At 54.4% G+C, this 25559-nt stretch carries 21 protein-coding genes and 4 tRNA genes; 4 read left to right on the forward strand and 21 right to left on the reverse strand.

The window, feature by feature from the left end; genetic code table 11:
- Window positions 1-141: 141 nt before the first annotated feature.
- Window positions 142-942, forward strand: a complete 801-nt coding sequence (locus AC0T7J_RS12630) for a cytochrome C assembly family protein (protein ID WP_031594172.1) — start codon at window positions 142-144, stop codon at window positions 940-942.
- Between the two features lie 15 nt (window positions 943-957).
- Window positions 958-2244 (forward strand): HlyC/CorC family transporter, encoded by a 1287-nt coding sequence (locus AC0T7J_RS12635; protein WP_473794628.1) that lies wholly within the window; start codon window positions 958-960, stop codon window positions 2242-2244.
- A 61-nt stretch (window positions 2245-2305) separates the two neighbouring features.
- Here AC0T7J_RS12635 and luxS read toward each other — a convergent pair whose 3' ends face one another.
- The 14 genes from luxS to tam all read right to left on the reverse strand — a co-directional run bounded on the left by luxS (window position 2306) and on the right by tam (window position 13646).
- Window positions 2306-2821, reverse strand: a complete 516-nt coding sequence (luxS, locus tag AC0T7J_RS12640) for an S-ribosylhomocysteine lyase (RefSeq protein ID WP_003849049.1) — start codon at window positions 2819-2821, stop codon at window positions 2306-2308.
- A 150-nt stretch (window positions 2822-2971) separates the two neighbouring features.
- Window positions 2972-4579: a glutamate--cysteine ligase gene (gene gshA / locus AC0T7J_RS12645; RefSeq protein ID WP_473794629.1), complete on the reverse strand. Its 1608-nt coding sequence runs from the start codon at window positions 4577-4579 to the stop codon at window positions 2972-2974.
- 31 nt (window positions 4580-4610) lie between these two features.
- Entirely contained in the window at window positions 4611-5039 is a 429-nt protein-coding gene (locus AC0T7J_RS12650) for a YqaA family protein (RefSeq protein WP_473794631.1), read from the reverse strand.
- The gene (gene yqaB, locus AC0T7J_RS12655) at window positions 5036-5602 is read right to left on the reverse strand and encodes a fructose-1-phosphate/6-phosphogluconate phosphatase (protein WP_473794633.1); all 567 of its coding nucleotides are present in this window, start codon (window positions 5600-5602) and stop codon (window positions 5036-5038) included. The genes AC0T7J_RS12650 and yqaB overlap by 4 nt, the downstream gene beginning before the upstream one ends.
- Before the next feature lie 610 nt (window positions 5603-6212).
- Window positions 6213-6289, reverse strand: a tRNA-Arg gene (locus tag AC0T7J_RS12660).
- Between the two features lie 222 nt (window positions 6290-6511).
- A tRNA-Arg gene (locus AC0T7J_RS12665) sits at window positions 6512-6588 on the reverse strand.
- 217 nt (window positions 6589-6805) lie between these two features.
- Window positions 6806-6882, reverse strand: a tRNA-Arg gene (locus AC0T7J_RS12670).
- A gap of 8 nt (window positions 6883-6890) precedes the next feature.
- Window positions 6891-6983: transfer RNA gene (locus AC0T7J_RS12675), tRNA-Ser, on the reverse strand.
- A 283-nt stretch (window positions 6984-7266) separates the two neighbouring features.
- Window positions 7267-7452: a carbon storage regulator CsrA gene (csrA, locus tag AC0T7J_RS12680; RefSeq protein ID WP_008927091.1), complete on the reverse strand. Its 186-nt coding sequence runs from the start codon at window positions 7450-7452 to the stop codon at window positions 7267-7269.
- 250 nt (window positions 7453-7702) lie between these two features.
- The gene (gene alaS / locus AC0T7J_RS12685) at window positions 7703-10330 is read right to left on the reverse strand and encodes an alanine--tRNA ligase (RefSeq protein ID WP_473794635.1); all 2628 of its coding nucleotides are present in this window, start codon (window positions 10328-10330) and stop codon (window positions 7703-7705) included.
- A 133-nt stretch (window positions 10331-10463) separates the two neighbouring features.
- A complete protein-coding gene (locus AC0T7J_RS12690) occupies window positions 10464-10982 on the reverse strand; it encodes a regulatory protein RecX (protein ID WP_010248508.1) in 519 nt (172 codons plus the stop codon).
- 124 nt (window positions 10983-11106) lie between these two features.
- Window positions 11107-12174, reverse strand: coding sequence for a recombinase RecA (recA, locus tag AC0T7J_RS12695; RefSeq protein WP_086906314.1), 1068 nt, complete (start codon window positions 12172-12174; stop codon window positions 11107-11109).
- A 95-nt stretch (window positions 12175-12269) separates the two neighbouring features.
- Window positions 12270-12764, reverse strand: coding sequence for a nicotinamide-nucleotide amidase (gene pncC, locus AC0T7J_RS12700; RefSeq protein ID WP_473794638.1), 495 nt, complete (start codon window positions 12762-12764; stop codon window positions 12270-12272).
- Window positions 12765-12869: 105 nt separating this feature from the next.
- Window positions 12870-13646, reverse strand: coding sequence for a trans-aconitate 2-methyltransferase (tam, locus tag AC0T7J_RS12705; RefSeq protein ID WP_473794993.1), 777 nt, complete (start codon window positions 13644-13646; stop codon window positions 12870-12872).
- A gap of 166 nt (window positions 13647-13812) precedes the next feature.
- Here tam and AC0T7J_RS12710 point away from each other — a divergent pair, with 166 nt between their 5' ends.
- Window positions 13813-14700: a dihydrodipicolinate synthase family protein gene (locus AC0T7J_RS12710; protein WP_473794640.1), complete on the forward strand. Its 888-nt coding sequence runs from the start codon at window positions 13813-13815 to the stop codon at window positions 14698-14700.
- Between the two features lie 34 nt (window positions 14701-14734).
- Here the strand turns inward: AC0T7J_RS12710 and AC0T7J_RS12715 are convergent, their stop codons facing one another.
- The 7 genes from AC0T7J_RS12715 to AC0T7J_RS12745 all read right to left on the reverse strand — a co-directional run bounded on the left by AC0T7J_RS12715 (window position 14735) and on the right by AC0T7J_RS12745 (window position 24578).
- Window positions 14735-15070, reverse strand: a complete 336-nt coding sequence (locus AC0T7J_RS12715; protein ID WP_010248517.1) for a zinc ribbon domain-containing protein YjdM — start codon at window positions 15068-15070, stop codon at window positions 14735-14737.
- Window positions 15071-15150: 80 nt separating this feature from the next.
- A complete protein-coding gene (gene mltB / locus AC0T7J_RS12720) occupies window positions 15151-16233 on the reverse strand; it encodes a lytic murein transglycosylase B (protein WP_010248519.1) in 1083 nt (360 codons plus the stop codon).
- A gap of 150 nt (window positions 16234-16383) precedes the next feature.
- Window positions 16384-17061, reverse strand: coding sequence for a respiratory nitrate reductase subunit gamma (gene narI / locus AC0T7J_RS12725; protein ID WP_022623789.1), 678 nt, complete (start codon window positions 17059-17061; stop codon window positions 16384-16386).
- Entirely contained in the window at window positions 17058-17786 is a 729-nt protein-coding gene (gene narJ / locus AC0T7J_RS12730) for a nitrate reductase molybdenum cofactor assembly chaperone (RefSeq protein ID WP_086906318.1), read from the reverse strand. The genes narI and narJ overlap by 4 nt, the downstream gene beginning before the upstream one ends.
- Window positions 17783-19327, reverse strand: coding sequence for a nitrate reductase subunit beta (gene narH, locus AC0T7J_RS12735; RefSeq protein WP_473794642.1), 1545 nt, complete (start codon window positions 19325-19327; stop codon window positions 17783-17785). Before narH ends, narJ begins: the two co-directional genes overlap by 4 nt.
- Window positions 19324-23085 (reverse strand): nitrate reductase subunit alpha, encoded by a 3762-nt coding sequence (locus AC0T7J_RS12740; RefSeq protein WP_473794644.1) that lies wholly within the window; start codon window positions 23083-23085, stop codon window positions 19324-19326. Before AC0T7J_RS12740 ends, narH begins: the two co-directional genes overlap by 4 nt.
- A gap of 101 nt (window positions 23086-23186) precedes the next feature.
- A complete protein-coding gene (locus tag AC0T7J_RS12745) occupies window positions 23187-24578 on the reverse strand; it encodes a NarK family nitrate/nitrite MFS transporter (protein WP_473794646.1) in 1392 nt (463 codons plus the stop codon).
- 316 nt (window positions 24579-24894) lie between these two features.
- Between AC0T7J_RS12745 and narL the strand changes: the two genes are divergently transcribed.
- Entirely contained in the window at window positions 24895-25542 is a 648-nt protein-coding gene (gene narL / locus AC0T7J_RS12750; RefSeq protein ID WP_473794648.1) for a two-component system response regulator NarL, read from the forward strand.
- The last annotated feature ends 17 nt before the right edge of the window (window positions 25543-25559 follow it).

Consider the following 25559-nt stretch of genomic DNA (forward strand, 5'->3'; position numbering starts at 1 on the left):
GAGGCGCCTGATCGGCAGAATGCGGCGGATTATAACACGAAGCCTCAGCGATCTCTGCAATTGCCCCTCAGATCGTTTGGAGCCTGCTTCGGCTGGCGCTATACTGCCTTTTTCCTTATCTGACTGAACCTGAAAGGATCTATGTTCGTTTTCGCGATAGTGGCGCTATTCGCCTACTCCTTAAGTCTTGCCCTGATCATTCCCAGCCTGTTGAAACGTAACGGTGGCTGGCGGCGAATGGCGATGCTCTCTGCCTGTGTGGCGCTGGTGACACACGCGGTGGCCTTGCAGCAACGCATATTTGCTGTTGATAGCGGACAGAATTTAAGCCTGCTCAACATAGGCTCGCTGGTCAGCCTGTTGATTTGCGCCATCATGACTATTGTAGCGTCACGCAACCGTGGCTGGCTGCTGCTGCCGATTGTCTACAGCTTCGCGCTGATCAATCTGGCCTTCGCCACCTTTGTGCCTAATGCCTTCATCACCCATCTGGAAACCACGCCAGGCATGATGATCCACATCGGCCTGTCGCTGTTCGCCTATGCGACGCTGATTATTGCCGCACTCTATGCACTGCAACTGGCGTGGATCGATTATCAGTTAAAAAACAAGCGTCTGGCATTCACACAGGATATGCCGCCGCTGCTGACCATCGAACGCAAGATGTTTCACATCACCCAGGTCGGCGTTGTGCTGCTAACGCTGGTGCTCTGCACCGGGCTGTTTTATATGCAGGATCTCTTCAGCGAAGAAAACGTCGATAAGGCCGTGCTTTCTATCATCGCGTGGTTTGTTTATATCGTTTTGCTGTGGGGGCACTATCATGAAGGCTGGCGTGGTCGCCGCGTCGTCTGGTTTAACTGCAGCGGTGCGGTGCTGTTAACCATGGCTTACTTTGGCAGTCGCATCCTGCAGCATCTGCTTGTCCCCACCTCTCGTTAAAAAGGAAGTTCTGCGTTGGAGAATGTTTCAACCACCACGCTGATTATTACGCTGATCATTATGGTGCTGGTTTCGGCTTATTTTTCTGGCTCCGAAACCGGCATGATGACCCTCAATCGCTACAAACTGCGCCATCAGGCTAAAAATGGCCATCGCGCTGCCCGTCGCGTCGAAAAATTGCTGCGTCGCCCAGACCGGTTGATCAGTCTGGTGCTGATCGGCAATAATCTGGTCAACATTCTTGCCTCTGCCCTCAGCACCATCGTCGGGATGCGCCTCTACGGCGATGCCGGCGTCGCGATAGCCACAGGCGTACTGACCTTCGTAGTGCTGGTGTTTGCCGAAGTATTACCGAAAACCATAGCAGCGCTCTATCCGGAAAAGGTCGCCTATCCCAGTAGTTTTCTGCTGGGTCCGTTGCAGTACGTCATGCTGCCGCTGGTCTGGTTGCTGAACACCATTACCCGGCTGCTGATGCGGCTTGTAGGCATTCGCACAGATGGCTCGGTTAACTCCGCGCTAAGTAAAGAAGAGCTGCGCACCATCGTTTATGAATCGCGTAATCTGATATCACGACGTAATCAGGACATGCTTTTATCGGTGCTCGATCTGGAGAAGGTCAGTGTCGACGACATCATGGTTCCGCGTAATGAGATCGTCGGTATTAATATCAACGATGACTGGAAGTCGATAGTGCGCCAGCTGAGCCACTCACCACACGGCCGCATTGTACTGTTCCGGGACTCACTCGATGACTGCGTCGGCATGCTGCGGGTACGCGAAGCCTGGCGCATGATGACAGAGAAAAAAGAGTTCACCAAAGAGACGCTGCTGCGCGCCGCCGATGAGATCTACTACATTCCTGAAGGAACGCCGCTGAACACCCAACTGGTGAAGTTTCAGCGCAACAAAGAGAAAGCGGGCGTGGTGGTAGATGAATATGGCGACATCAAAGGGCTGGTAACGATTGAGGACATTCTGGAGGAGATTGTCGGTGACTTCACCACCTCCATGTCACCGTCGCTGGCAGAAGAAGTGATGCCGCAGAATGATGGATCTGTACTGATTGAAGGCAGCGCCAGTGTGCGTGAAATTAATAAGGCGTTTAACTGGCATCTGCCAGAGCAGGAAGCCCGGACCATCAACGGCATGTTGCTGGAAGCGCTGGAAGAGATCCCTGTCATCGCCACCCGTGTTCAGATTGGCCACTACAACATTGATATTCTGGATGTGCAGGACAACATGATTAAACAGGTACGCATTACGCCAAAGACGCCACTGAAAAAATCGGTAGGTTCCTGAAGCGATAAAAAAACGCCGCAATCAACATGATGCGGCGTTTTTTTTAGCAGCGAAGCGCTGACTAGATGTGCAGTTCTTTCAGCTTTTCAGCAGGCAGTTTCAGATCATCGTTACGGTTAACGCCGATCTCATGCGCCAGCACATTGCGTGCAATCTGCTGCGCTTCATCCAGTGAGTGCAGTTTGTAGCTGCCACACTGGTATTCATTCAGCTCAGGAATCTGGTTCTGATCTTTCACTTTCAGAACGTCTTCCATCGCCCCTTTCCACGCTTTGGCAACGCGCTGCTCGTCTGGTGTACCAATCAGACTCATGTAGAAGCCGGTGCGGCAACCCATTGGCGAGATATCGACGATTTCCACACCGTCACCATTCAGGTGGTCACGCATGAATCCGGCAAAGAGATGCTCCAGCGTATGAATGCCACGTTCAGTGAGGATATCAATGTTCGGGCGGCAAAAACGCAGGTCAAAAACGGTAATCGTATCGCCATGCGGAGTCTTCATGGTTTTCGCAACGCGTACTGCCGGTGCGCCCATGATGGTGTGATCAACGGTAAAACTGTCCAGTAGTGGCATACGTCACCTCCTGTTCTGAGAATTTTTTTTAAAACGATGAAACTTTTATGTTCGCCCAACGTCTGAATATATGAAAGACGCGCATTTGTTATCATCATCCCTGACAACAGAGATGTTAATTTGGCCACATTGATGTGGCCTTTTTCTTTTCTACCCTTCCCGGCTCGCCAGATACGCTTCAAAATCCAGCTTATCACTTGCTTCCAGCTGCTGTTGCGCAGCAACAGATTCCTGCGCCTGACGCGTGAAATCTTCTTCTGTCAGCACTTCCAGCGGCTCTTCACAGAGCAGATGTCGATACTGTTCAGCCAGCGCCACGCCGGTTCCGGTTACACCATTGTCCTTCATTGCCTGAAGGATGCGCGCCGAGTAGGTTAGCTCAGGATCGTCGAACGATGCTACCAGTTGATCACAAACCTGCTGATATTCGGTGCTGTCCTGATTATGACTGTCTAACACTTCAGCAACCCGACGCAGATCGGCAAACAGGGTTTTGCCCACTTCAACCAGCGAATGTTCCGCTTCTCCACAGCCCACAGCAATTTTCTGATCCGGTTTACGCCCTTCCAGCACCACCCGATTCCAGTTTTTGCGGGTGCATTGCAATTCATCGGCACTCATTTCCGGCGCATCAGCCAGGGTACACCAGATCAGGAACAGATCGAGGAAGCGAACCTGATTCTCATCCACGCCGATGGCAGAAAACGGGTTGATATCCAGCGAACGCACTTCAATGTATTCAATGCCACCACGCAGCAACGCGTCAGAGGGTGCTTCACCCGAGCGCGTCACACGCTTAGGCCGGATTGGCGCATAGAGCTCGTTTTCAATCTGCAGTACGTTGGTGTTGAGCTGCAGCCAGTTACCGTCGGCATCTTTAGTGCCCATCGCGGCATACTCTTCTGACGGCGTCTTGATCGCTTTCTTCAGCGCAGTGACATAGCCTTCCAGCGAGTTAAACGTGATGCCCAGAGAGCTCTGCGATTTATTGGTGTAGCCTAAATCGCTCAGACGCAGCGAGGTAGCGTACGGCAGCCACATCGTGTCTTTGTCGTTGGTTTCGAACGGCAGCGCGCTCTCACGGCCCTGCAGGAAGCTGGAGCTTATAGCCGGCGATGCGCCAAACAGATAAGGGATTACCCAGCCGAAGCGATAATAGTTGCGGATCAATCGCAGATAGCCCGCCGAAATCGTCTCTTTTCCGCTTTCCTTATCTTTCACGTCAGCCCACTCCTGCCAGAATGAGAGTGGCAGCGAGAAGTTATAGTGAATTCCGGAGATGGTCTGCATCAACGCGCCGTAGCGGTTTTTCAGCCCTTCGCGGTAGAGCGTCTTCATCTTACCGATATTGGATGTGCCATATTGCGCCAGCTCAATATTGTCCGCATCGTCAATTACGCACGGCATACTAAAGGGCCACATGCGCTCATCACCCAGTTCACGGGCAACGTGACGATGAATATCGCGCAGGAATGCCAGCATATGATCAATGCTGTGATCCACTGGCGTAATAAATTCCAGCAACGTTTCGGCAAAGTCAGTGGTGATCCAGTCATGTTTCAGCGCCGATCCCAGAGATTCCGGGTGACCGCTTTTTGCCAGCTCGCCATTTGCCTGTACACGCAGCGTTTCACGCTCGATGCCACGGCCAATACCTTTAAGGGCATTGGGATGCGCTTCCAGCCAGGAGAGCGCTTTAGATACGTCCGGGATCACATTACCCCCCCGCTGTGATAATAATTTATTTTTGTTCAGCATAATGTTAACCGTAGCCTCGAATCTGTGCGAATCAATGCCACCATTGCATACCCTGTAATGTGGCAGTCGCGATAACGACATAACGCAGTGTTTTGCCGACAGCGAGAAACAGCATCGCGGGTAGCCAGGCGAAACGTAACCAGCCTGCCAGAACGCAGAGCAGATCACCTATCACCGGCAGCCAGCTGAATATCAGTGCTGCAGGTCCCAGTCGGTGCAACCACGTCATTGCTGTGTCATGCCATCGCCCCTGACGTTTTAACGGCAGCAAGCGACCAATAAGAATGTTGGTTAAGCCGCCCAAGGTGTTTCCCAGTGATGCGGCCAAAAGCAACCCGTAAACTGATGTCTTTTTTGCTATCAATAGTGCTATCAGCAGTGCTTCAGAACTTCCCGGCAGGAGCGTTGCACTTAAAAAGCTGCTGCCGAACATCGAGGCATAGGTAAGAACGTCACTCACAGTAAGCGGACATCCACCACAGCCATACCTGCCGCCTTCGCGGCCTGAATACCAAAGTCCGCATCCTCAAACACCACACAACGTGCCGGCGTCACACCCATCAGCTCAGCGCAGCGTAAGAAGGTTTCAGGCTCAGGTTTATGACGCTGTACGTCGTCAGCACCGACGACGGCCGAAAAGAGCTCACGTACGCCCAGCTGGGTCAGTAACGCCTCTGCCATGCTGTGTTCGCTTCCGGTACCGACCGCCATCGGACGACGCCCGTGGTACGCTTTCACCACCTCCATTAAAGGCAGTGGCTTCACGTTTTCCAGCAGCATCGCTTTCACGGCAGCGGTTTTTTCTGCGGCAAGAAGATGAGGGTCGAGTGACGACTGATTGGATTCGATGATGAACTGCGACAGTCGCCAGGTAGGTGCACCATTGAAGTCGATAATACGTGCTTCATCCAGCGTTAATCCATAACGTGCCAGTACCTGGCGCCACGCTTTTCGATGTGTCGGCTCAGTTTCAAGAATCGTGCCGTCCATATCGAAAATCAGGGCGTCATATTGATCGTACATTGTCACTCCGGACATTCACTAAATGAGACATTACTTTAGCCTAATGTGGACAGGTTGTCGCCAGGGGGGATGAACAGCAAATGCTTTGAAAGCATTAACAATTTTTGTTTTCAGATAAAGGTGATCGCATGCAACCAGCGATAAACGTACGAAATTTCAGCGTTTTTTAACATTCTTCTGGCGTATAAGTGCCAGCGGACGGGCATCGTCAGCACCGGAGTGCGTGTTAACGCGGGAAACAGGCATTTCGGATCGCATAAGTCAGGATGATGAATCAATGGGACAGATTAAACAGGAAAAGTGTGCGTGTGAAGCCAGAGGGAAGCTACAGAAGGTTTTTCAGGATACTCACTCAGCGTTTGCTGTACGGGCGGTTACGGAAGTAACGCTATCGTGTTTAGTGAGGTCTTAGCGATCATCGCGCCATGATACTTTGAGGGATTTTGAGACTGGATTTGAAACTAAAGAAGAAGATGGTGCATCCAGGAGGGATGACTCAGCTTGCGCTTCGCACTGCGGGCCGTTGCTGATGCAACGTTATCCCCCCTTCATGCGGCCAGAACGCTTATTGCGTCATGTCACACTGAGGAACTGCCAACATTCGAGAAGATGGTGCATCCAGGAGGATTCGAACCTCCGACCGCTCGGTTCGTAGCCGAGTACTCTATCCAGCTGAGCTATGGATGCATTGGGGTCTATCTTTTGAGGTCTATCTTTTGAGGTACAACTTTTTATGGACTTACAGAAACCAACCTGAGGATGTTACGAAGAATGGTGCATCCAGGAGGATTACTCAGCTTGCGCTTCGCCCTGCGGGCCGTTGCTGATGCAACGTTATCCTCCTTAGTGCGGCCTGAACGATAATTACGTCATGACACACTGAGGCACTGTCCATATTCGGGAAGAATATGGTGCATCCAGGAGGATTCGAACCTCCGACCGCTCGGTTCGTAGCCGAGTACTCTATCCAGCTGAGCTATGGATGCATAAATCTAATTCTTGTACAACGCAGGGTGCTAACTACTCACCATGAAAGGAGTTGCTAATTCGCTTTGTTTCTTTTTTTCGATGGTGCATCCAGGAGGATTACTCAGCTTGCGCTTCGCCCTGCGGGCCGTTGCTAATGCAACGTTATCCTCCTTAGTGCGGCCTGAACGCTAATGCGTCATGTCACACCGAGGCACTTCTCCATATTCGAAAATATGGTGCATCCAGGAGGATTCGAACCTCCGACCGCTCGGTTCGTAGCCGAGTACTCTATCCAGCTGAGCTATGGATGCATCGAAAATGGCGGTGAGGGAGGGATTCGAACCCTCGATACAGCTTTTGACCGTATACTCCCTTAGCAGGGGAGCGCCTTCAGCCTCTCGGCCACCTCACCTTACGCTTTCTTTCGAACTGTGCGTCTGAACGTTGTTTCTGCTCATCGGCACTGCGTGGCGCACATATTACTTTCCCGGACTTTTAAGTCAAACAATTTTTCCGAAACTTTGTTTGATTGAGCAAATCACACACAATTGGGACAAAATGACGACAAAAAGAGTGAATTATCAACAATGAAAGCTGATGGCGTTAACAAAACAGGAGAGGAACAGGTAGAAAGAAAAGGCAGGGTTTTTGCAGAAAGCGGTAGCGCCTCGCACGGGTGCGAGACGCTGAATCCGTTAAACGCTGGTTTGTTGCGTTTTTTCAGCCTGGATGCGTTGATAGATCTCTTCGCGATGCACAGACACTTCTTTCGGCGCGTTAACACCGATACGAACCTGGTTACCCTTAACACCCAGCACCGTTACAGTTACCTCATCACCGATCATGAGGGTTTCACCAACTCGACGAGTTAGAATAAGCATTCTTTGCTCCTTGAAAGATTAAAAGAGTCGGGCTTGTACAGGCTCCCGGCATTATCCATCATTTAACGCTGCACAATGTGTATGAGAAATACACCAATGCACATCGATGCGCCAATACATTCTGCTGATAGTTAGTTTAGCCGAAATACACTACATCAACCTGACTTTGTCATTTGCTGCTTTAGCATCGTATTAAAAAGCGCCGGAACAACCGTTCTGACGCTTTTTACGATACCTGGTTTTAATTCACTTACAGACGGCTGCTGACCCAGTCCTCAACCCCTGCTAATGCGCCTTTCAGGGCACCCGCATCTGTACCGCCCGCCTGCGCCATATCAGGACGGCCACCGCCCTTCCCGCCAACCTGCTGAGCCAGACCAGCAATCAACTCACCCGCTTTAACACGGTCAGTCAGATCTTTGGTCACTCCCGCAATCAGCGACACCTTACCTTCAGCAACCGTCGCCAGCACAATAATCGCCGACCCCAGTTGATTCTTAAGATCATCAACCATGGTACGCAACATTTTAGGTTCAACATTGTTGAGCTCACTGACCAGTAGCTTCACTCCCTTAATGTCGATAGCATTACTGCTCAGTGAAGCGCTCTCCTGCGCCGCTTGCTGATCGCGCAGTTGCTGCAACTCTTTCTCCAGAGCTCGTACATGATCGACCAGACCACGCACTTTCTCATTCAGGTTGCTGCTGTTCGCTTTTACCAGCTGCGCAAGATCCTGCAGCTGGCTGCTCTGCGCATTCACCTGCGCCAGCGCGCCTTCACCCGTAATCGCTTCGATACGACGAATACCGGCTGCGGTACCTGACTCCGCCTGAATACGGAACAGTCCGATGTCACCCGTGCGCGCAGCGTGGGTACCACCGCACAGCTCAACTGAGAAATCACCCATGGTCAGCACGCGCACGCGCTGATCGTACTTCTCGCCAAACAGTGCCATTGCACCTTTAGACTTCGCCGCCTCAAGATCCATCACTTCGGTTTCTACCGGCAGGTTACGACGAATCTGTGCATTGACAATATCTTCGACCTGACGAATCTCCTGAGGTTTCATCGCTTCGAAATGCGAGAAATCGAAACGCAGGTACTTGTCGTTAACCAGCGAGCCTTTCTGCGCCACATGCTCACCTAAAACCTGACGCAAGGCGGCATGCAGTAAGTGGGTAGCAGAGTGGTTAAGACGGATGCGCGCACGGCGTGCCGCATCAACCTGCGCCTCAAGGCGATCACCGACACGCAACTGCCCTGCGGTCAGCTTACCGACATGACCGATTGCCTGACCATATTTTTGTGTATCCTGGACGCTAAATTCAGCATTCTTCCCTTTCAGCAGACCGGTATCGCCTACCTGGCCACCCGATTCGCCATAGAATGGCGTTTCATCCAGCACGACCACGGCATCCTGACCCGCGGTCACTTCATCAACCGCCTCGCCTGCAACATAGAGCGCTTTCACCGTGGCAGCTAAATCGAGCTGGTCGTAGCCTTTGAAGGATGAGGCGGCATCAATACGAATAACGTTGCTGTAGTCAGCGCCGAAACCGCTGGCTTCACGAGCACGTTGACGCTGCTGCTCCATCGCCTGCTCAAAGCCCGCTTCGTCGATTTTCAGATTGCGTTCACGACAGACGTCAGCCGTTAAATCAGCCGGGAAACCAAAGGTATCGTAGAGACGGAAGACGATTTCGCCATCCAGCGTGTCGCCCTGCAGTTTTTCCAGCTCTTCGTCCAGCAGCGCCAGTCCGCGCTCCAGTGTTCTGGCAAACTGATCTTCTTCGCTTTTCAGCACCTGCTCAACCTGAGCCTGCTGGCGCTGTAACTCTTCGCCTGCGGCACCCATGACCTCAATCAGTGGCGCAACCAGCTTATAGAAGAAGGCCTCTTTGGCACCCAGCATGTTGCCATGACGCACGGCACGACGAATGATACGACGCAGCACGTAGCCACGGTTCTCATTAGACGGGATGACGCCATCGGCAATCAGGAATGCACAGGAGCGAATGTGGTCGGCAATGACACGCAGCGATTTGTTACTGAGGTCAGTAGCACCGGTAACCTGTGCCACGGCCTCAATCAGTTTCTGGAACAGGTCGATTTCATAGTTGGAGTTGACGTGTTGCAGAACGGCAGAAATACGCTCAAGGCCCATTCCGGTATCAACCGACGGTTTTGGCAACGGCAGCATGGTGCCATCAGCCTGACGGTTGAACTGCATAAAGACGATGTTCCAGATCTCAATGTAACGGTCACCATCTTCCTCCGGGCTGCCCGGCGGGCCCCCCCAGATGTGATCGCCGTGATCGTAGAAAATCTCGCTGCACGGACCACAAGGACCGGTATCGCCCATCTGCCAGAAGTTATCTGACGCATACGCGCTACCCTTGTTGTCGCCGATGCGAATAATGCGTTCACGTGGCACACCGATTTCATTCGCCCAGATATCAAAGGCCTCATCGTCGGTTTCATAGATCGTCACCCACAGACGCTCTTTTGGCAGGCTGAACCACTGCTCGCTCGTCAGCAGTTCCCATGCAAAACCAATCGCCTCTCTCTTGAAGTAGTCACCAAAGCTGAAGTTACCCAGCATTTCAAAGAAGGTGTGGTGACGCGCGGTGTAACCGACGTTTTCAAGATCGTTGTGTTTGCCGCCAGCGCGTACGCAGCGCTGTGATGTGGTCGCTCGTGTGTAATCACGTTTGTCCTGACCGAGGAACACATCTTTAAACTGGTTCATCCCGGCGTTAGTAAACAACAACGTTGGATCGTTATTCGGTACGAGGGAGCTGCTGGTTACAACCTCATGTCCCTTGCTATGAAAAAAGTCGAGAAACGCTTGACGGATCTCAGCAGTGCTCTTGCTCATATATATCCTGGAATCACGCTAACGAACGTTCCCTCTGATCGGCGCGACCACATTCTGGTGGTGCCTGATTAGCGGAACAAAAAGTGGGAATAAGATAAATTTTCTTCAGTGGGAAGTAAAATTACATCGGCTTTTAGTCATCAAAATTTCTGAAAATGGACTGGATATCTTCGCTCATAAAACCCTTTGACTGCAGATAGCGTAGTACTTTCGCTTTCTCTTTCCACTCTGTGGGCAGCGGGTGTCCGAATTTTCGTTCAGCCAGCTGAGCCGCGCACGCCGCCCAGTCTACCTCTGTCTCTTCCATTGCAAGATCAATGGCTTCACGGTCAATGCCTTTCTGGCCCAGTTCAAGGCGCACGCGCTGCGATCCAAAGCCCTTACGACTCCGGCTCTGAATAAATCGTTCGGTGAAACGCTCGTCGTTTAACCAGCCGCTTTCCTGACACCAGTTAAGAACCTGTTCCAGCAACGCTTCGGTAACAATTTCGGGCTCTTTTTTTTGCGCCCACGCAGCACGCTGCGCTGATTGTTGCAGTTTACGTGCTAACTCTGCACGGCTGTGGTCGCGCTGACCCAGAATACGCATCGCACGGTCAAGCAGACGAGAGTAAGAGACGACATTAGGTTGGGGCTGAGAAGGTTCAGTCATACTGCGCACCTTATACAAACAGAGGGAGATTATGGCGACAGAACAGGACAGAGGGAAGGCAAGAAAGGCACTAGAGGGGGATAAAAAACTACGGGAGAGGCTTTCGCCCCTCCCGCATCAGAGATTAGAAGTCTTCGTTCGCTTCGGCCGCGTTTTCGTTCTCAGCAGCTTTGTCGGCTGCTGCGAGTTTTTCATCCGCGCCGTTGAGCAACATCTCACGTAACTTCAGATCAATCTCGTTTGCCACAGCAGCATTCTCTTTCAGGAAGTTGCCGGCATTCGATTTACCCTGACCAATCTTGTCGCCATTGTAGCTGTACCATGCACCCGCTTTTTCAATCAGCTTGTGCTTCACGCCCAGGTCGACCAGTTCACCAAAGGTATTGATACCTTCGCCGTACATGATCTGGAACTCAGCCTGTTTGAATGGCGCGGCGATTTTGTTTTTCACCACTTTAACGCGGGTCTCACTACCGACCACGTTATCGCCCTCTTTGATGGCACCGATACGGCGGATATCAAGACGGACAGAGGCGTAGAACTTCAGCGCGTTACCACCGGTGGTGGTTTCCGGGTTACCAAACATCACACCAATTTTCATACGGATCTGGTTGATGAAAATCAGCAGGGTATTGGACTGCTTCAGGTTACCAGCCAGTTTACGCATTGCCTGGCTCATCATACGTGCCGCGAGGCCCATGTGTGAGTCACCGATTTCACCTTCGATTTCCGCTTTAGGCGTCAGCGCCGCGACGGAGTCGACAATGATCACGTCAACAGCACCAGAGCGCGCCAGCGCATCACAGATTTCCAGCGCCTGCTCACCGGTATCGGGCTGAGAGCAGAGCAGGTTATCAATGTCTACGCCCAGTTTCTTGGCGTAAACCGGATCAAGCGCATGCTCGGCATCGATAAAGGCACAGGTTTTACCTTTACGCTGTGCAGATGCGATAACCTGCAGAGTCAGCGTGGTTTTACCTGAAGACTCAGGTCCGTAGATCTCAACGATACGGCCCATTGGCAGACCGCCTGCGCCTAATGCGATATCCAGCGACAGCGAACCGGTAGAGATGGTTTCCACATCCATTGAGCGGTCTTCACCCAAGCGCATGATGGAGCCTTTACCAAATTGTTTCTCAATCTGGCCAAGCGCGGCAGCTAAAGCCTTCTGTTTGTTTTCATCAATCGCCATTTCAACTCCTAATCAAGCCGGGTAAACACGCACTCAGGGTGCCTGTACTCTTTCTGTTGCCGACAATTATACTGTATAGTCATACAGTATCAAGTTTAATTTGTCAGAAATTCGCCATACAGTTTCTGCAGGGCCCATGCCACCGACTGGCGGCGTACGGCATCACGATCGCCGCTAAAATGCTGCTGAAAAGTCAATACGTTATCCTGCGGCCCGGCAAAGCCAAACCATACCGTGCCCACCGGTTTTTCTTCACTGCCGCCATCCGGACCGGCAATACCACTGACCGATATCGCGTAGTCAGCATGTGCCGCCCTGCGGGCACCCAGCGCCATCTCACGCACCACGGCGTCACTTACCGCGCCATACTGCAACAATGAGGCAGCCTGAACATTGACCATCTGCTGTTTGGCCTGGTTACTGTAGGTCACAAAACCCCGCTCGAACCAGGCGGAACTGCCACTGATATCGGTAAAGACTTTGGCAATCCATCCCCCCGTGCACGATTCCGCACAGGTAATGGTGGCATTGCGCTGCTTAAGCTTCTCACCTATCTGCGCACTGAGCGCCTGCAATTGCTGATCATCCATTGCAATTCTCCCTTTGGCTGTAGATTGAAGGTGGTGCAGAAAAACGGCTTTTTCAAGGTTTATCCCCTCTGTTGCGCTGTTTTTACGGCCTGCTTTCCACTGCGCTTACCTTTTTTTCACCGCAACCATAAAAAGACGCGGGAAGGCGAGCAACACCTGGCCATAGGCCTGAGCCGGATAAGCCGCGAGTAAACGCTGATGATAATCACTCAGAAACGCCGTCTGTTCGGTTTCATCCAGTGTTGCCAGGAAAGGCCGTAAACCGGTCGCCTGCAGCCAGCTGATAATCGCCTGTGCATCGGCCATCACGTGATAATAGGTGGTACGCCAGATATCCACCTCACAGCCTGCCTGCGTCAGCAGATCGTAATACTCGCCCGTGGAAAGCAGCTGTGTACGTTCAGCAGCATCGGCATTTATGCGTGAACGCCAGCGCTCCGTAGCCGCTACCTCACGCATCAGCCGGTGCGACGGCTCATTAAGGTTATCAGGCATCTGGATCGCCAGCGCGCCACCGGATGCCAGCTGGCTGACCAGGTGGGGAAACAGCGTAGCGTGGTTATTCAGCCATTGCAGAGACGCGTTAGCGTAGACCACCTGCTGCGGCGCATCCGCCTGCCAGTTGCGGATGTCCGCCTGGACAAAACGGCAATGCGGCAGGCGCTCAGCGGCCTGAGTTAACATCGTCGCTGAACTGTCCAGCCCGGTGATCTGCGCCAGTGGCCAGGCATCGGCGAGCAGCTCGGTGCTGTTGCCTGGCCCGCATCCCAGATCGGTTACCTGCTCCACCTGTTCCAGGCTAAGACGCGCCAGAAGTTCGCGGGCTGGACGGGTTCGCTCCGCTTCAAACTTACGGTACAGCACGGGATCCCACTCTTTCATCATGACCTCTCGCTCATTTAGCAGATGCATTTGCTTACTGAGACGGATGAAACAGGAAAAAGTGCGACCCGTTGCTCATTTTTGAATCATGCGCTGGCAGAGACCGGCTGGAATAATTAAGTTAAAACACTGTTTCATTTTTTAACACCCGTTTCAGGAGTCATTCATGAGTGAAAAATCGCCCTTTGCCGGTGTCTGGTGCCCTTCAGTCACCCCGTTCAATGCGCAGGGTGCGGTCGATATTGATGCGCTTGGGCGACATTTCTCCCGCCTCAATGACTCCGGTATTGATACCTTACTGGTGATGGGCAGCATTGGTGAGTTCGCCTCACTGACCCAGCAGGAACGTTTACAACTGATTCAGGAAGCCAGACCCTTGTCACCGCTGAAGATGGTGGCGAACGTCTCAGCGACCTGCATCCCTGACATGCTGAAGCTGGCTGAAGCCGCCTGGAAAAATGACTTTGACGCGGTGATGGTGCTGCCGCCCTACTATTACGGCCAGACGCAAAACCAGCTGATGGACTACTTCGAAGCACTCGACGCCCAACTGGGTGGTAAATGGTTTGCCTACAACTTTCCGGCACGCACCGGCTGTGATCTGACGCCCGCGCTGATTGCCGCCCTGGCGGCAAAGCTACCCAACTTCGCCGGCATTAAAGATACGGTCGACTGCCTGTCGCATAACCGGGCGATGATTGAAGAGACCCGCAAGGTGCGCAGCGATTTCGCCGTCCTGTCGGGGTATGACGAGTACCTGCTCCCGAACCTGCTGGCGGGCGGTGCCGGTGTCATTTCAGGACTGAATAATATTGTACCGGAGTACTTTGCGCAGATGATGACGGCATGGCGAAGTAGCAATCTGCCGGAGCTGACGCGCCTGCAGCAGCAGATCGGTCGTCTGATGGCGATTTACAGTATTGGCGATGATTTCGTAACGACGATTAAAACGGCCGTGGCACGGCGCTATGACTCGATGAGCAGCGGTTCACGAAACTACGGTGGCACGCTGAATGCGGAACAGTGTGCCGCAATTGATAAGCTGTTCAGCTAAGCAGGAAAGCGGGCGCATCTCTGCGCCCCCGATCTCAGTTCTTTTTCACAAACTCAGATTTTAATTTCATCGGGCCAAAACCGTCGATTTTACAATCGATGTTGTGGTCCCCTTCAACCAGACGAATGCTTTTCACTTTAGTGCCGATCTTCAGCGATGAAGAACTGCCCTTCACCTTGAGATCTTTGATCACCGTGACGCTGTCGCCATCTGCCAGCAGATTGCCGTTGGCATCACGCACTTCCAGTGTTGCGTTGCTGCTGTCACCTTCTCCCTCGGTCCAGATGTGACCGCAGGAGGGGCAGTTGAGGTTATCGCCATCTTGCCAGGTGTAATCGGCGTGACAAGCCGGGCAGGCAGGTAAAGACATAATGACTCCAGAGATATCAGTGGCTGTGTGGCCTGAAAAAGGGCGTCATCATATAACCTTACAGTTAACAAGGATAGCCTTTATAACAGGCCGCCCTGACGTGCCTTGCTCACCGCCTCACCCAGCTGCCACACCGCCATCGCATAATGGGTACTGTGGTTGTAGCGGGTAATGACATAGAAATTGGGTAAGCCGTACCAGTACTGGTAGCTGGTGCCCAGATCCAGGCGTAGCAGACTGACCTGATCGTTACCGTTCAGCGAGCCCTGTGGTGACAATCCTGACGCCGCCAGCATACTCACGCTGTAACGGGTTTTGAAGCCATCTTCCAGCATCGGTGCCTGACCGCTGGCCGGTACAGCCACATTTTCGCCGCTGCGCCAGCCATGCTTCTGAAAATAGTGCGCCACGCTGCCGATAGCATCCACCGGATCCCACAGGTTTGCATGACCGTCGCCGTTGAAATCAACCGCATAATCATTGTAAGAGGAGGGCATAAACTGACCATAGCCCATCGCCCCGGCAAAGGAGCCTTTCAGCGCCAGCGGGTCATCCTGCTCTTTGCGCGACATCAACAGAAAAGTTTCCAGCTCGCTGCTGAAATACTCTGCGCGGCGCGGATAGTTAAAGGATAAAGTCGCAAGCGCATCCAGAATCCGCGTTTTCCCCATCACGCGGCCCCAGCGGGTTTCCACGCCAATAATGCCAACAATAATTTCCGGCGGCACGCCATAGACCTGCTGCGCGCGTTGCAGGGCATCCTGATACTGGTTCCAGAACGCCACCCCATTTTGCACGTTATCAGGCGTAATGAATTTGTTGCGATAGCGGATCCAGGCGCCATTAGGTCCTGGCGCTGGCGTATAGCTTGGTGCCTGACGATCCATCAGCCGCAGCACGTAATCCAGTCGTTTGGCCTGACCGATGATGTTGTGTAGTTGCTGACGATCAAAGTCATGCTTCTCGACCATCTTATCGATAAATTGCTCTGCTGCCGGGTTACCGGCAAAGTCACCAAACATCGCCTGTCCGCTGTGCGACGGCTGCAGTAAAAAACCGCCCTGTGGCGCAGCCAGCATCTTCTGCTGGGACGGGACTTCAGGTTTGCTGCTGCAGGAGGCCAGAAGCGGGATGAACGCAAGGAAGGCTAGCTTGAGACGCATCGGTTATCCATAAACGAGGGGGTAAATTCAGATGCGGTAATAGTAGACGTTCAGCGCAATGACATACAGGTCAAAATCTTAAAAAAACGTCAAGGCCGTGGTTAGTTAAAATGGCTGCAGGGCTTTATCTGCCCCACAGCCGTCATGTGTTTAACGGCGGTTTCTCACCAGCTGATAACGACGGGTCAGATACTCAACCGGCGCGCTCCAGATATGCACCAGGCGGCAGAACGGGAACAGCAGGAACAGCGTCATTCCCAGCACCATATGCACGCGGTAGATAAACGCCACGCCGTCGAGATGCTGCGAAGCGCCACCGTGGAAGGTCACCACCGCCTGCGCCCAGCCCACCAGCTTCATCATTTCACTGCCGTCCATATGCTGGGCGGAGAAGGGAATAGTCAGCAGGCCCAGCGTCGCCTGAGCCACCAGCAGAGTCATGATCAGAATATCACCGACGCTACTGGTCGCCCGCACCCGTGGATTAGTCAGACGACGCTTCAACAGCAGTCCACCGCCCACCAGTGTCATCGCCCCGAACAGGCCACCAGCGATCATCGCCAGTTTCTGCTTCACGTCGATCGGCAGGAAGGATTCATACATCCAGTGCGGCGTCAGCATCCCGACGATGTGACCGAAGAAAATACCGATGATGCCGATGTGGAACAGGTTGGAAGCGAGACGCATTCCTTTTTTGTCCAGCATCTGGCTGGAACCGGCACGCCAGCTGTACTGCCCGTAGTCATAACGCAGCCAGCTTCCCACCAGAAAGACCGTTCCGGCGAGATAAGGGTAAATATCGAAGAAGAAAGTGTTAATAAAATTCATGCTGATTCTCCTGTGGTACGCGCCGTCGCCGCGGCGATGTCCAGATACTGCGGCGCGACCGCATCGGCGAAGCGACGCTGATGCATCGCCTGCTGCGCCGAGGCGCAGCCCTGTTCGCCGAGAAATTTAATCTGCTCCTCTTCCCAGACAGCATCCAGTGCCGCTGGCGTATCGTCGCGCGCTTCCTGCGCCACCTGTGGCTTGAGAGCAGCTGGATCAACCGCGCTACCGGACAGCGTCAGTAACACTGTGAAGAGATCGGCGTAGGGGCTCTGACGCTCTTCAAGCCGTGCGGCCAGCAAGGCCAGGATCGGCACGATGTCGTCCAGCCCCTGACGCGCGGCCTCATCGCTTTTACAGGCGAGATACTCCAGGTAGAGCGGCAGGTAATCGGGCAGCTCTTTGCTGTCCAGCTCCAGACCATCGGCACGATACTGTTCCAGCAGATCAACCATCGCCTGACCGCGATCGCGTGACTCACCGTGCACGTGTTCAAACAGCAGCAGCGAGGTGGCGCGGCCACGATCAAACAGTTCGCAGTAATCAGCCTGCACGTCCAGCAGTGGCCGGGCACAGAGCTGATTGATAAAGCGCACCAGCCGTGCGCTCTGCTGCAGGTTGAGTTCACTGGCGTCATCCAGCGCCGCGATCAGGTCGGAAGAGTGGGTAAACAGCGCTTCGTCCGGGTAGTCCAGCAGCCGCGAAAGAATCCGTAACGTCATCATGAGGCGTCCTCCGGGCGGATGGTTTTCTTACTGACGTCGATGGCATCAATACGGCGGCTGTTGAACAGGTTGAATTTGCTGTCGCTGCCGTGACAGCCATCACCAAAGCTAAAGCCGCAGCCTTTGCTTTCCGGGAAGGCTTCACGGGCCAGTTCGCGATGGCTGGAGGGCACCACAAAGCGATCTTCATAGTTCGCTATCGCCAGATAGCGGTACATCTCCTGCGCCTGCGCTTCGGTCAGGCCGACCTGCTCCAGCGCCCGGATATCATGCTCACCGTCCACGCTTTCTGCGCGTTTGTAATGACGCATCGCCAGCATCCGCTTCAGTGCCAGCAGCACCGGTGCGGTGTCACCTGCGGTCAGCAGGTTCGCCAGATACTTAACCGGAATGCGCAGGCTTTCCACATCCGGCAGCACGCCAGTGTGCGCCAGCGCCCCGCCATCCACCGCCGACTGAATCGGTGACAGTGGTGGCACATACCAGACCATTGGCAGCGTGCGATATTCAGGGTGAAGTGGCAGCGCCAGCTTCCACTCCATCGCCATTTTATAGACCGGTGAACGCTGTGCTGCGTCGATCACGCTCTGCGCAACGCCATCTTTCAGCGCCTGCGCAATCACCGCCGGATCGTTGGGATCGAGGAAGATGTCCAGCTGGCTCTGATAGAGATCTTTCTCGTTTTCCGCTGCGGCCGCCTGTTCAATGCGGTCAGCGTCATAGAGCAACACGCCGAGATAGCGGATACGGCCGACACAGGTTTCTGAACAGACGGTGGGCTGGCCCGCTTCAATGCGCGGATAACAGAAAATACATTTTTCTGATTTGCCGCTTTTCCAGTTGAAGTAGATCTTCTTGTACGGACAGCCGGTGAGGCACATCCGCCAGCCGCGACATTTATCCTGGTCGATCAGCACGATGCCATCTTCGCCGCGCTTGTAGATCGCGCCGCTTGGGCAGGTCGCCACGCACGCCGGGTTGAGGCAGTGCTCACACAGGCGCGGCAGGTACATCATGAAGGTGTGCTCAAACTGACCGTAAATCTCCTTCTGGATATTATCGAAGTTCTTATCCTGCGAACGTTTGGCAAACTCGCCGCCGAGAATCTCTTCCCAGTTCGGGCCGTTTTCGATCTTTTTCATCCGCTGACCGGTGATCAGCGAGCGCGGACGCGCAATCGGCTGATGCTTACCGGCGGGCGCATTGTGCAGATGCTGATAATCAAAATCGAACGGTTCGTAGTAATCATCCAGCGCGGGCACATCCGGGTTGGCGAAGATCTTCGACAGCAAGCCGACACGGCTGCCCATGCGCGGCTCCAGCTTACCGTTGATCTTACGGATCCAGCCGCCCTTCCACTTCTGCTGATCTTCCCAGGCGTGCGGATAGCCGACACCAGGCTTGCTTTCGACGTTGTTAAACCAGGCGTACTCCATGCCCTCGCGGCTGGTCCAGACGTTTTTGCAGGTTACCGAGCAGGTGTGGCAGCCGATACATTTGTCGAGGTTCAGCACCATGCCGACCTGTGAACGAATTTTCATGGTTTTACCTCCTGCTGGCTGCCCTGGCAGGCATCGTTGCCTTCCCCATCTAACCAGTTAACGTTGTTCATTTTTCTTACTACCACGAACTCATCGCGGTTAGAGCCGACGGTGCCGTAGTAGTTAAAGCCCCAGGAGAGCTGGGCATAACCGCCGATCATATGGGTCGGTTTCGGGCAGGTCCGCGTCACCGAGTTATGGATGCCGCCGCGCTGGCTGGTGATCTCCGAGCCAGGGATATTCACGATACGTTCCTGCGCGTGGTACATCATGGTCATACCCGCCGGGATGCGCTGGCTCACTACTGCACGTGCGGTCAGCGCGCCGTTGGCGTTGAACGCCTCGATCCAGTCGTTATCCACGATACCCAGCTCACGGGCGTCATCTTCACTCATCCAGACAATCGGTCCGCCGCGCGACAGGGTCAGCATCAGCAGGTTGTCGCTGTAGGTAGAGTGAATGCCCCACTTCTGGTGTGGCGTCAGGAAGTTCAGCGCCTTCTCCGGGTTACCATTGGGTTTGCTGTTCAGCAACGGTTTCGCTGCACGAGTATCGATTGGCGGACGATAGACCATCAGGCTCTCGCCAAAGGCGCGCATCCACTCATGATCCTGATAGAGCTGCTGACGGCCGCTCAGCGTACGCCACGGGATCAGCTCATGAACGTTGGTGTAGCAGGCGTTGTAAGAGACATGTTCATCTTCCAGACCTGACCAGGTCGGGCTGGAGATAATTTTGCGCGGCTGTGCCTGGATATCGCGGAAACGGATCTTTTCATCTTCCTTATTGAGCGCCAGATGAGTGTGGTCACGCCCGGTAATTACGCCCAGCGCCTGCCAGGCTTTCACCGCCACCTGACCATTGGTCTCCGGTGCCAGCGCCAGGATCACTTCTGCTGCATCGATCGCCGTGTCGATATTCGGCCGTCCCGCTGCCGGGCCATCCGCTTTGACGTAGTTCAGCTGCTTGAGGAAATCGACCTCTTTGCTGGTGTTCCAGCTAATGCCTTTGCCGCCGTTACCCTGGGTATCCAGTAACGGTCCCAGCGAGGTAAAACGCTCCCAGGTCGCCGGATAGTCGCGCTCCACCACCATAATGTGTGGCGCGGTTTTACCCGGAATCAGGTCGCATTCGCCTTTTTTCCAGTCTTTCGCCTCAAAAGGCTGCGCCAGTTCCGCGGGCGAGTCATGCAACACCGGCAGGGTAACGACGTCCGTTTCAACGCCTAAATGACCCGGGCAGAGATCGGAGAAGGCTTTGGCGATGCCTTTGTAGATTTCCCAGTCACTTTTTGAGTCCCAGGCAGGATCGACGGCCGCCGAAAGCGGATGAATAAACGGATGCATATCCGAGGTATTCATATCGTCTTTTTCATACCAGGTCGCCGTTGGCAGCACGACATCGGAGTAGAGACAGGTGCTCGACATGCGGAAGTCGAGTGTGACCACCAGATCCAGTTTGCCTTCGGCGCCCTGATCCAGCCACTCCACCTCTTCCGGTTTCACGCGGCCCTGCTGGCCTAAATCTTTACCCTGAATGCCGTTTTCCGTGCCCAGCAGATACTTCAGCATGTACTCATGCCCTTTACCGGATGAGCCGAGCAGGTTGGAGCGCCAGACAAACAGGTTACGCGGGAAGTTCTGCGGATCGTCCGGCTGTTCAGCGGCAAACCGCATGGTGCCCTGCTTCAGGCTTTCCACGGTGTAATCCAGCGGTGACTGACCGGCGGCTTTCGCCTGCGCCGCGATGTGCAGTGGGTTGACGTTAAGCTGAGGCGCTGAAGGCAGCCAGCCCATACGTTCGGAACGGACGTTAAGGTCGATCAGGCTGCCGCTGTAACGGCTTTTATCCGCCAGCGGGGAGAGCAATTCGCTGGTGGCCAGGGTTTCATAGCGCCACTGACTGGAGTGGTTGTAGAAGAAGGAGGTGCTGTTCATCTGACGTGGCGGACGCTGCCAGTCCAGGCCAAAGGCCAGCGGGGTCCAGCCGGTCTGCGGACGGAGTTTCTCCTGGCCGACATAGTGCGCCCAGCCGCCGCCGCTCTGACCGACGCAGCCGCAGAAAATCAGCATGTTCATCAGGCCACGATAGTTCATGTCCATGTGATACCAGTGGTTCATACCGGCACCAACGATGATCATCGAACGACCGCGGGTCTTCTCGGCGTTTTCGGCAAATTCACGGGCAATGCGAATGATGTTCTGACGGGAGACACCCGTAATCTGCTCCGCCCAGGCCGGGCTGTACGCTTTGATGTCGTCGTAGGTTTGCGCGCAGTTGGCATCATCCAGACCGCGATCCAGACCATAATTCGCCAGCGTCAGATCGTAGACGCTGGTGACCAGCGCTTCACTGCCATCCGCCAGTTGCAGGCGTTTCACCGGCAGCTTATGCAGCAGGATTTCGTCCAGCGCAACGCTGTTGAAATGCTCGCTGGTAATGCCACCGAAGTAAGGGAAACCAACCTCGACCACCTCATCGTGGCTGCCAAGCAGGCTGAGCTGCAGTTCAACTTCCTGATGTGACGCCCCATCACGCTGCTCAAGGTTCCATTTGCCTTTTTCGCCCCAGCGGAAGCCGATAGATCCCTGCGGCGCGGTCAGTTCCCCGGTCGCCTCGTTAATCGCGACGGTTTTCCACTCAGGGTTATTCTCCTGACCCAGCCCATCCACCAGATCGCTGGCGCGCAGCTGACGGCCAGCGGCGTAAAAACCGCCTTCACCGGGTTCCAGCAGCACCAGCATCGGCATATCGGTGTAACGGCGCACGTAGTCGCGGAAATAGCCGACTTCGCGATCAAGATGAAACTCTTTCAGCATCACGTGGCCCATCGCCAGCGCCATCGCGCTGTCGGTGCCCTGCTTCGGACTCAGCCACTGGTCGCACAGCTTCGCAACTTCAGCATAGTCCGGCGTGATCGCCACGGTTTTCGTCCCTTTGTAGCGGACTTCCGTAAAGAAGTGCGCATCCGGGGTACGGGTCTGCGGCACGTTAGAGCCCCAGGCAATAATGTAGGAGGAGTTATACCAGTCAGCCGATTCCGGCACGTCGGTCTGCTCGCCCCAGGTCATCGGTGAGGCAGGCGGCAGATCGCAGTACCAGTCGTAGAAGCTCAGACAGGTTCCGCCAATCAGTGAAAGGTAACGTGCGCCCGCAGCGTAAGAGACCATCGACATCGCCGGAATCGGTGAGAATCCCATAATGCGGTCAGGGCCGTAAGTCTTCGCGGTGCAGATATTCGCGGCGGCGATCATCTCATTCACTTCCTGCCAGCTTGAACGCACGAAACCACCACGTCCACGCGCCTGCTTATAGCTTTTAGCCTTTTCAGGATTGCTGATGATGGATGCCCAGGCGTCCACCGGGTCGCTGTGCTGCGCTTTCGCGTCGCGCCAGAGCTGAATCAGCTTCTTGCGCATTAACGGGTATTTCAGGCGGTTAGCGCTGTAGAGATACCACGAGTAGCTGGCACCGCGTGGACAGCCACGCGGCTCATGGTTTGGCAGATCGGGGCGGGTACGCGGATAGTCGGTCTGCTGGGTCTCCCAGGTGACCAGTCCATTTTTGACGTAGATTTTCCAGCTGCATGAGCCGGTACAGTTAACACCGTGAGTGGAGCGCACGATTTTATCGTGCTGCCAGCGACTGCGATAGCCATCTTCCCAGTCGCGGTTGCTGTTTAACGTCTGGCCATGCTGGCCGGAAAAGGGCTCGGCCAGCTGTTTAAAATAGCGAAACCGATCAAGAAACTTGCTCATCCGGAATACTCCTGAAGGCTTAGTGTGACATTGCCGACTCTGCATCTGTCCCGACACAGAAAGTGAAATGGTGCCGGTGCGCCACACCGGCTTTGTCGTTATCAGGCGCGTGCTTTTCGGCCGTAAACCAGCCAGGTCACCGCGATGCAGCAGAGATAAAAGACCAGGAAGATTTTCATCGCACCGGCGGGTGAACCAGTCATGGCGAGCGACAGGCCAAAAGTCTGCGGAATAAAGAAACCGCCCAGCGCACCAATGGCGGAGATAAAGCCGAGCGCAGCCGAGGTTTCTGTTGCCGCTTCACGCTGTGCCAGCGCATCGTCGCCGCCTTCCGCTTTGATACGTTCCAGCGTTAGCTTACGGAAGAGCACTGCAATCATCTGATAGGTGGAGCCGCTGCCCAGACCGGACGTCAGGAACAGGCCCATAAACACGGCGAAGAAGGCCACGAACGAGCCATCATGTCCCGCACCCGGCAAGGTGAGGAACAGCAGCGCAGCAAACAGCGCCATCAGCACGTAATTGATCAGGGTGACGCGGGTACCGCCGAAGCGGTCAGAAATGATGCCGCCTGCTGAACGGGCCAGCGCACCAATCAGCGGACCGAAAAAGGCGTAATGCATGATCACGACATCAGGAAATTGCGTTTTCGTCAGCATGGCGAAACCGGCAGAGAAACCGATAAAGGAACCAAAGGTGGCCAGGTAGAGCAGCGCCATGACCCACAGGTGTGGACGTTTCAGCACCGGCAACTGCTCACGCAGCGAAGATTTCGCCGCCGCCAGGTCGTTCATGCCGAACCAGGCTGCCAGCGTGCCGATCGCCAGGAATGGCACCCAGATCCAGGCGGCATTTTCCAGCCAGATGCTGTCGCCGGTGACGGTGGTCTGACCCACATCGGCAAAACCAAAAATGGCACAGGAGATCGCCAGCGGGGCGACAAACTGCATTACGCTGACGCCAAGGTTTCCGAGGCCGCCGTTGATGCCCAGCGCGCCGCCCTGACGGGCTTTGGGAAAGAAGAAGCTGATATTGCCCATGCTCGACGCGAAGTTAGCGCCACCAAAACCGCACAGCAGGGAAATCACCATAAAAGTCGTGAATGAGGTCTGGCTATCCTGTACGGCAAAGCCGAGCCACAGGCAGGGAATGATCAGGATGCCGGTGCTGAAGGCGGTCCAGCGACGTCCCCCAAAGATGGGAATAACAAAAGAGTAAGGCACACGCAGCAACGCGCCAGAAACCGATGGCAGTGCGGTCAGTAAAAAGAGCTGCTCAGTGCTGAAGGTAAAGCCAACTTTATTCAGGTTAACCGCAACGGTGCTGAACAACATCCAGACGCAAAAGCCCAGCAGCAGGCAGAAGACAGAAATCCACAGGTTACGGCTGGCGATACGTTTACCACGTGCCTGCCAGAACGCGTCGTTTTCTGGTTGCCAGTCCTGAATCAACGCGCCGCGCGTCGGGGTTTGCAAAGAGGTGGATTGGGTCATAAATCTCTCATCAGCAGAATAATAATTGTGCATATCCTGCGCATCCGGCGTGGTGGCGAGCTTGATACAAATCAACGGCGATGCAGGTTACTGAGGCGCAGCACCCTATCTCCATCCCGGTTAAGTAGTTGACTGAATTCATATAACCCTTATAAATCATAGGGTTTAAACGCAGCTGCCAGTGCCTTCTGTAAAAGGGTGCCCGGCTGGAAATAAAGGAGTAGTCCATTGGGGGTATATAGCGACCTCGCTTCACCGGTAAGATAGGCCCTGCGCCTGCTCGGGGCTGACGTATGTAACAGGAACAGGAGCCATTGTGACGGCAGAGAAATTTACGCTTTTATTGATCGACGACCATCCCATGCTGCGCAATGGCCTGAAGCAGCTGATTGGGCTGGATGAAAGATTGCAGGTGGTTGCCGAAGCGGGTAATGGTATTGATGGCCTGGCGCTGGCACAGCAGCATGATCCCGACCTGATCCTGCTTGATCTTAATATGCCGGGTCTGAACGGACTGGATACACTGACCCAGCTGCGTGAGATAGCCCTTTCTGGCCGGGTGGTGGTGTTCAGCGTTTCAGATAATGAAGAGGATGTGGTCAGCGCACTGAAGCGCGGCGCTGATGGTTATCTGCTGAAAGATATGGAACCGGAAGCTTTACTGAAAGCGCTGCATCAGGCTGCTGCCGGTCAGATCGTGCTGAGCGAGGCGTTAACCCCGATTCTGGTCGCCCGGTTGCGTGAAGCACAGCCTGCGCAGACGCGCGACATCAATCAGCTGACCCGGCGCGAACGCGATATTCTGCAACTGATCAGCGACGGGATGACCAATAAAGCGATTGCCCGCAAGCTGGCCATCAGTGAAAGCACGGTTAAGGTTCACGTTAAATATCTGCTGAAGAAGATGAACCTTAAATCCCGACTTGAAGCCGCCGTCTGGGCGCTGCAGAACGGGCTGCACTGACCCTTTCCCCCTTCCCG

This window comes from Pantoea sp. E956-1 (assembly GCF_982223955.1).